General features: G+C 53.5%; 2 rRNA genes (1 of these 2 cut by a window edge). Both read left to right on the forward strand.

Annotation, left to right across the window (positions count from 1 at the left end):
- Window positions 1–2,538, forward strand: a 23S ribosomal RNA gene (locus tag AC1DCU_RS21390); it begins 343 nt to the left of the window's first position.
- Window positions 2,539–2,706: 168 nt separating this feature from the next.
- Window positions 2,707–2,821 (forward strand): 5S ribosomal RNA (gene rrf, locus AC1DCU_RS21395).
- Window positions 2,822–3,305: the final 484 nt, after the last annotated feature.

Below are 3,305 nucleotides of genomic sequence, written 5' to 3' on the forward strand. Positions count from 1 at the left end.
TTCAGTGAAGACGAGTAGGGCGGGGCACGTGAAACCCTGTCTGAACATGGGGGGACCATCCTCCAAGGCTAAATACTACTGACCGACCGATAGTGAACCAGTACCGTGAGGGAAAGGCGAAAAGAACCCCGGAGAGGGGAGTGAAATAGATCCTGAAACCGTGTGCGTACAAGCAGTAGGAGCCTCGCAAGGGGTGACTGCGTACCTTTTGTATAATGGGTCAGCGACTTACTGTTCGTGGCAAGCTTAACCGTATAGGGGAGGCGAAGGGAAACCGAGTCTGATAAGGGCGCATAGTCGCGGGCAGTAGACCCGAAACCGGGTGATCTAGTCATGGCCAGGGTGAAGGTGCCGTAACAGGTACTGGAGGCCCGAACCCACGTCTGTTGCAAAAGACGGGGATGAGCTGTGATTAGGAGTGAAAAGCTAATCGAACCCGGAGATAGCTGGTTCTCCTCGAAAGCTATTTAGGTAGCGCCTCATATGTATCCTCTCGGGGGTAGAGCACTGTTATGGCTAGGGGGTCATCGCGACTTACCAAACCATTGCAAACTCCGAATACCGAGACGGACTGTATGGGAGACACACGGCGGGTGCTAACGTCCGTCGTGAAAAGGGAAACAACCCAGACCCACAGCTAAGGTCCCAAATTTTGTGCTAAGTGGAAAACCATGTGGAAAGGCACAGACAGCCAGGAGGTTGGCTTAGAAGCAGCCACCCTTTAAAGAAAGCGTAATAGCTCACTGGTCGAGTCGGTCTGCGGGGAAGATTTAACGGGGCTAAGCACAGAACCGAAGCTTGGGGTGTGCATATTTATATGTACGCGGTAGAGGAGCGTTCCGTAAGCCGTTGAAGGTGGATTGAGAAGTCTGCTGGAGGTATCGGAAGTGCGAATGCTGACATGAGTAACGATAATGCGGGTGAAAAACCCGCACGCCGAAAGCCCAAGGTTTCCTTGCGCAACGTTAATCGGCGCAGGGTGAGTCGGCCCCTAAGGCGAGGACGAAAGTCGTAGTCGATGGGAAGCAGGTTAATATTCCTGCACCTCGCGTAAGTGCGATGGAGGGACGGAGAAGGTTAGGCATACCGGGCGTTGGTTGTCCCGGGGAAAGGCGGTAGGTTTGGATCTTTGGCAAATCCGGGATCCTYYAAGACCGAGCACCGAGACGAGCCTTTATGGCGAAGTTGCTGATACCACGCTTCCAGGAAAAGCTCCTAAGCTTCAGCTTACGCAGACCGTACCGTAAACCGACACAGGTGGGTAGGATGAGAATTCTCAGGCGCTTGAGAGAACTCGGGTGAAGGAACTAGGCAACATGGCACCGTAACTTCGGGAGAAGGTGCACCCTTTTTGGTGGCTCGTGCGAGCTATAGCTGAAGAGGGTCGCAGTAACCAGGCCGCTGCGACTGTTTATCAAAAACACAGCACTCTGCAAACACGAAAGTGGACGTATAGGGTGTGACGCCTGCCCGGTGCTGGAAGGTTAATTGATGGGGTCAGCCGCAAGGCGAAGCTCTTGATCGAAGCCCCAGTAAACGGCGGCCGTAACTATAACGGTCCTAAGGTAGCGAAATTCCTTGTCGGGTAAGTTCCGACCTGCACGAATGGCGTAACGACAGCGGCGCTGTCTCCACCCGAGACTCAGTGAAATTGAAATCGCTGTGAAGATGCAGCGTTCCCGTGGCAAGACGGAAAGACCCCGTGAACCTTTACTATAGCTTTACACTGAACGTTGAGTTCGTCTGTGTAGGATAGGTGGGAGGCTATGAAACCATGGCGCTAGCTGTGGYGGAGCCATCCTTGAAATACCACCCTGTCGTGCTTGACGTTCTAACCTGGGTCCATTATCTGGATCGGGGACCGTGTATGGTGGGTAGTTTGACTGGGGCGGTCTCCTCCTAAAGAGTAACGGAGGAGCTCGAAGGTACGCTCAGCGCGGTCGGACATCGCGCACTGTGTGCAAAGGCATAAGCGTGCTTGACTGCAAGATCGACGGATCAAGCAGGTAGGAAACTAGGACTTAGTGATCCGGTGGTTCTGTATGGAAGGGCCATCGCTCAACGGATAAAAGGTACTCCGGGGATAACAGGCTGATACCGCCCAAGAGTTCATATCGACGGCGGTGTTTGGCACCTCGATGTCGGCTCATCACATCCTGGGGCTGTAGTCGGTCCCAAGGGTATGGCTGTTCGCCATTTAAAGTGGTACGCGAGCTGGGTTCAGAACGTCGTGAGACAGTTCGGTCCCTATCTGCCATGGGCGTTGGAGATTTGAGAGGGGCTGCTCCTAGTACGAGAGGACCGGAGTGGACGAACCTCTGGTGTTCCGGTTGTCACGCCAGTGGCATTGCCGGGTAGCTATGTTCGGAAGCGATAACCGCTGAAAGCATCTAAGCGGGAAGCGCGCCTCAAGATGAGATCTCCCGGGGCACAAGCCCCCTGAAGGAACCATGTAGACTACGTGGTTGATAGGTCAGGTGTGTAAGTACAGCAATGTATTGAGCTAACTGATACTAATGATCCGAGAGGCTTGACCATATAACCTCAAGTTGCCTTGGCCGACATGACATGTCGATAGATCCAAGTGCACGCTACGTCACAAGACCAAACGAGAGGCAGGCGCTCAGGCGCGTCTCTTTGCAWCGYTGGCATCACCATGCCCGCCCCTGCAARGACRCGACGCCCARGCGACACTCCAAMCGCCTCCCTGGTGAAATTAGCGCTATGGAACCACCCGATCCCATCCCGAACTCGGAAGTGAAACGTAGCTGCGCCGATGGTAGTGTGGCCTAAGCCATGCGAGAGTAGGTCATCGCCAGGGTTTATACCCCGAAAACCCCGCTGCTCATGCAGCGGGGTTTTCCTTTTTTTGCAAGCCTCAGGTTTCGACCTGGACTTACGGCAACAACTTCACGAAGAGCTTCAAGTTCCTCTCACAAGTTGTTGACAAAGCTTAAAAGCCTGCCATAATAGGCGGCTCGCAACGACGAAAGGCCTTCGGGTCCAACGACGAAGCAGCATCGGCAACAACGTCCACTTCGGTGAGACGGCCTTGAAAAAAGGTGTTGACGAAGCGGAAAAGCCGGCTATAATGGGCGGCTTCGCTACGAAGGAAACTTCGCAGCACGCGGGAATGGCGCTGAGGCCACTTCCCAAGATCTTTGAAAGTATGCGCAGGTATCTTGTGAAGGCGCCTGCAGGAAGGATGATTGTCCATCTTGCAGACGTTTGATCAAGCAACTATTAATTGTTTTAAAGCAAGCGATACGTTGCCAGAATCATTCATCTGCAGCTTTAAATTTTTG

The sequence above is a fragment of the Stenotrophomonas sp. 10L48 genome (assembly GCF_056395105.1).